This window comes from Sphingobacteriales bacterium (assembly GCA_012517435.1).
Classification (GTDB): Bacteria; Bacteroidota; Bacteroidia; order CAILMK01; family JAAYUY01; genus JAAYUY01.
The window spans coordinates 1-4,555 of record JAAYUY010000017.1 but is presented as its reverse complement, the minus strand read 5'-3'; the positions used below and the strand labels follow the sequence as shown (position 1 = coordinate 4,555).

5 protein-coding genes are annotated in these 4,555 nt (G+C 31.4%); all 5 read right to left on the bottom strand.

Translation table 11 applies throughout. The annotated features are described in order from the left end of the window. Positions 1-488 precede the first annotated feature (488 nt). Positions 489-1,655 carry a hypothetical protein gene (locus tag GX437_00955; protein ID NLJ06214.1) on the bottom strand — a complete coding sequence of 389 codons (1,167 nt, stop codon included), beginning with the start codon at positions 1,653-1,655 and terminating at the stop codon, positions 489-491. A 155-nt stretch (positions 1,656-1,810) separates the two neighbouring features. After that, entirely contained in the window at positions 1,811-1,957 is a 147-nt protein-coding gene (locus tag GX437_00950; protein NLJ06213.1) for a tyrosine-type recombinase/integrase, read from the bottom strand. 356 nt (positions 1,958-2,313) lie between these two features. Continuing rightward, on the bottom strand, positions 2,314-2,478 hold the full coding sequence (locus tag GX437_00945; protein ID NLJ06212.1) for a hypothetical protein: 165 nt from the start codon (positions 2,476-2,478) through the stop codon (positions 2,314-2,316). A gap of 186 nt (positions 2,479-2,664) precedes the next feature. Next, positions 2,665-3,240, bottom strand: a complete 576-nt coding sequence (locus GX437_00940; protein ID NLJ06211.1) for a hypothetical protein — start codon at positions 3,238-3,240, stop codon at positions 2,665-2,667. Next, positions 3,233-4,147: a WYL domain-containing protein gene (locus GX437_00935; protein ID NLJ06210.1), complete on the bottom strand. Its 915-nt coding sequence runs from the start codon at positions 4,145-4,147 to the stop codon at positions 3,233-3,235. The genes GX437_00940 and GX437_00935 overlap by 8 nt, the downstream gene beginning before the upstream one ends. Positions 4,148-4,555: the final 408 nt, after the last annotated feature.

Sequence of the window (4,555 nt, the reverse complement as noted above, 5' to 3'; positions counted from 1 at the left end):
CTGAATGCCTGAAAAGAATTATTTCCTCAATTGTGGCAAATCTTTTAAGCCGGAGAACTGCTGTCCAAAATCATTTACTAAAGCAAAAAGAAAGAGAGAAATGAAATTTTAACAATAAAGCCTTAGCATCATTGCCCCCAAATCCCGACAAGTTTTTAAAATTTTCTCATGGATGTAAACTTATGATTGACTTAAAAAAGTTATTTTTATCGTGGGGTGGGTTGTTTGTTTTTTACATTTCTTTTATTTTGGGCAGATGTAATTGCACTTAATGAAACATGAAGTTCCCCGGCTACGAATTTCTCACCAATTATTTTTGAAAAATGAGTTTTTGCAAAGGCTGGCGGTTTGCGGCTTTGCGAAGGCGGGGATTTTTAGCACTAAACTTGATTAGATGCACAAAGCTTGAGCTTAGCACTTCACTGTCATAGAAGCACGAAACCCCCGCTTTTGCAAAACGGCTGTTAGCGGGTCGTTGTTCTTCTCTGTCAAATGTTTTCAATGTCAAAGTAATTAAGTAGTCTTTTGATTTCAAGAAAGCTCCCTTTTATTCTTTCTTTATTGTTTTCAAACTCATCCTTTAGAAAATCAAGTTCGTCTTCTTTAAGTGTAACTTCATTTAGAATTGTTTGGTCTGAACCTGATTTGTAAACTTTTTTCATAGCGGTCAATAAAAGTAATGCAATGTCACCAACACGATTTATTGGTAATTCTTCACTTTGTCTTGACCATTTTTCACCTGTATGTCTGAAAATTTTTATGGAAGCTGCGTCATAGTCATATTGTGCGTGTCCAATTGATAAGAATTTAGCATCATCGTCAACATTTGTGTAAGCTGAATAGTCACAAGCTATAATTGGTTTATGAGATAAATACATAGGAACATTTACAGTTGAAACAGTTTCTTGAACTTGTTCCAAAATTTCGTATTGTATGGATTCTCCTTGTTCTTTAAATACTATGGCTTTTAAAAAAGTTAAAGCCTCTTTGTTTTCACGAGCTAAAAATGTATTCCACTTGCTCCAACTAAACATCCGAGATGCGTGTTGAATGAATGAGAGTTTTATGTTGCTCTCATTCAGATTTATGTTTGCTGTTCTTGCGTAAGCCGTTCCTATTCCTTCGAGCCATTTAACCGGCTCATATTTAATTCTTAACTCGTCCATAGCTTGATTAAAGCTATTAGAAGCGGAAACTCCAATGAAAACACAATCAGTCGGATTTAGGATTTTGATTAGTTCAATGAATGTTTTCCACGAAGAGTAGAAGTCAACCCAAGTTGGTCTTTCTTTTACTCGGTAATCCATTAGTCTTTGAATGAAGTTGTAAAAAACAACCTGTTCCCAAAATAACTCTTTGTCAAAGTCATTACTTCTTAATAGAACTCTATGAATATTGTCAAAAGTATTATTTCTCCAATCACCACAAACTGGTGACTCATAAATACATTCTCTTGTAAAAGTTATATTGTCAGTCGCTTCTCTAAAACGTTTTTGATAATCTTCATCATTGTCACCTAAGGCGTAGTGAGATTCACCAACTATTAAAAGTCTTCTACTGTTTTTCTTGAAGTCTTTTCCAATCCAAGGTAGCCAAGTCAAACCACTAATTTTTTGTAAATGTTTGTCAAACGAACTGTCAATGTGTTGTTCCATTTTTTGTTTTATTATGTCGTTGGTTTTGTCGTTTTACAATGCCCGCTAACTATTGGATATACGCAATAATTCGTATATTTTTACTTTACTTGAATATTCCTCCTCCATAAAAATTATTTTTACTTAAATTCTTGTGGCAAAATTAATAATATTTTTCATACTGCCAAATGATTTAAAGAAAAAATTTTTTTCTCTATACCCTTTGTGGTTAAATGTGTGTAAATTTCAGTGGTTTTTGAACCGGAATGCCCTAAAAGACTTTGTAGGCAACTTAAATCAGTCCCGTTTTCCAGCAAATGAATGGTAAATCTTTGTCCTAATCCTTACATATTCATGTCCTTTTTTATTTCTTTTTTTTTCATGTTTTAAAATTTAAAGTTCTGAACATCTTTTCAATTTTTTCCAGTTAATTGGAGGCAAAAACATTACTGTCAGCTTATCTTTAATAATACGCAAAAGTAATTATAGGTAATGCCAAAAAATGACGTTAGCTTTGATTTAAAATTCAATCACCTTCCACCTCCATCACCCCAAACGTACTCACACTACCCATCATCACATTCGTGTTGTCTGAGTATCCGGATTAAGCGTACAAGAACTGAATAAACATTTAATGACAGTAATCTGGGCTAAGGCATTAACTTGTTATATTTTTTATTTAATGCCTGTCTCTAATATAATTTGCAACAGATTTTTTATACCTGAAGATTTCTATTATGTCGAGTATTTCTTTTGGTGTTTTTTTATCAATAATTGCTTGTGAAATATAAGTTCCATGAACAATGTCAGATGAACTACATTTAGGACATTTAATTACACTCATTTTTAGTTTTTTGTAAAATCTTTTTGGATGAAGATTAAATACATGATAACATGTTTTGCAAAACCAATGTTTGTAAAAGGATAGTCTTCTTCCCTTGTAAAAATGATTCCTTATCGGAATCGGGAAACTAATTCCAAATTTTTTCTCAAGAAAAATATTCCATTCATATTTAAAATAAAACATTTTTTAACTTTTATTTGTCAAGAGAAAATTTACCAATGATTTTAGCCCGGGAAGACTAAGATCCTCTTTAAAAAGAACTTTTCCTGCAATTCTTTTATAAATGTCATTGAAATTTTCCTTCATACTTATATTGGAAGGCTCGAACAATGTAATAATTGGCACATGAGGATACAGTTTTAAAAAATCAATTACGTGTCTTTTAAAGCAAATTGTTATTGCTCTTTTTTTTAGTTTATCAAGCTTTCGAGGCAGTAAAAGATAAAGTTCCGTTAATCTGCAAAAAGCTGCATTTACGAACAATATTCCATTTTGCTGCAGGTAAATCAGGAATTCTGAATCAGTTGAATCTTTTAACAATTCATTTTTAAGGCTATTTAATAGCCAATTTTCATCCCGATCACTTAAATCGTAAAAGTAATGATATCCTATGTAAGAATGAAGTATAAAAAGCCTAATTTTTTCAATTTTTAGGATTTGTTCCTGTAAAAGGGAATAGTTATATTGGATTCTATTAGCTATTTCCTCTGTGAAGATTGAAAAAGCGGGACAATCATTGCAATTTAAATTCAAATCATTCATTTTCAGTAGAATATAATGCCAATGATTTTTGAAACTCTTCTTTTAGCATATTGATAAGTTTAATCGGAGATAATACCTGTACACTTGAACCAAAAGACATAATCTCCATTAAAAAATCCCAGGTAAGCTGTAGCTTTAACTGAATCCTAAATTCATTTTCATCATCTTTTAAAATGATCTGACTCTCATGAATTGGATAGGTTTTGATATATTTACCTTGTTCAGCATCAAATGAAAGGATGATTTCTTCAGGTGGTTCATTCTCAAGCGAAATGATACCAAAACAATGCTTAAAGTGTGAATTTATGTTTAAATCGATACGAGGCTGAAAAGTCTTTTTTATTATTTCAAACGACACTATCCTGTCTAAACCAAAGGTTTTTATTTTTTCGGCATTAATATCATAAGCAACCAGATACCATCGATTTTGACTTTCTTTTAGCAAGTATGGTTCAAGCTCACGTGAGGTAATTTCATTGTTCCAGAATTTTATATGAGTCAGAACGATTATTAAGTTGTTTTTTATGGCATGAAGCAATCCTGAGAAATGTTGAGTCCCTTGTGGTCTTCTTTTCTCAAACTGAATATAAGCTGAATGGTTTGAAGCGATGTTCATCAAATTAAAAAGATCAAATGCTTCAAACATAAGTTCATTAATTTCAGGTTTTTCTTCATCCTCTATATAATAAGCTTTCCGGAGGCGATCGTATTTAATTTCCACATGAAAGATAGTTAATATGTCCTGAATATCACGCTGGAAAGTACGTAGTGATACTCTCATATCATTACCCGAAATTTCAGATTCATTTTCCAGAAATGTTTGTATTTCCTCAAATGAAGCATGCCGCCCATTCCTTAACTTTTTCAGGATTGTTAAATAACGCAAAATATAATCTCTTTTTGCCATTTTAGTTGAATTTAGTTATTACTTGATCTGTGTTTTTATTGCACAATTCTTCATTTTGTAGTACATGATAAAAGACAATACCGGCAACCTGATGGTCAAACACATTTTTTTAACAGAAAGAAAATTGACTTTTAACTTGCAGGAACAAAATTGAAATTCAGGATTCACTTTTGTATAAAGCCAAAATAAATCCGTATCTGAGATAAACCCTTTCCACTGATTTATTTTTCTTAAAAAATCAATGAAAGATTTTTCTTCTTCCATAAATGTATCTCATCTTTGAATTAAACAGTTTCTAAATGAATCGTAAAATTAGAATCTTATTGCGACAAAATATGACGTTTTCAGGATAAAAAATCCTCTTTAAAAAAACTTACAAAATTAGAGTTAACCTTTAACAGGTTTTGG

Bases quoted from the DNA above. Each gene is read 5' to 3' on its own strand.
- GX437_00955 (NLJ06214.1), bottom strand. From the start codon at position 1,655: ATGGAACAACACATTGACAGTTCGTTTGACAAACATTTACAAAAAATT.
- GX437_00940 (NLJ06211.1), bottom strand. From the start codon at position 3,240: ATGAATGATTTGAATTTAAATTGCAATGATTGTCCCGCTTTTTCAATC.
- GX437_00945 (NLJ06212.1), bottom strand. From the start codon at position 2,478: ATGAGTGTAATTAAATGTCCTAAATGTAGTTCATCTGACATTGTTCAT.
- GX437_00935 (NLJ06210.1), bottom strand. From the start codon at position 4,147: ATGGCAAAAAGAGATTATATTTTGCGTTATTTAACAATCCTGAAAAAG.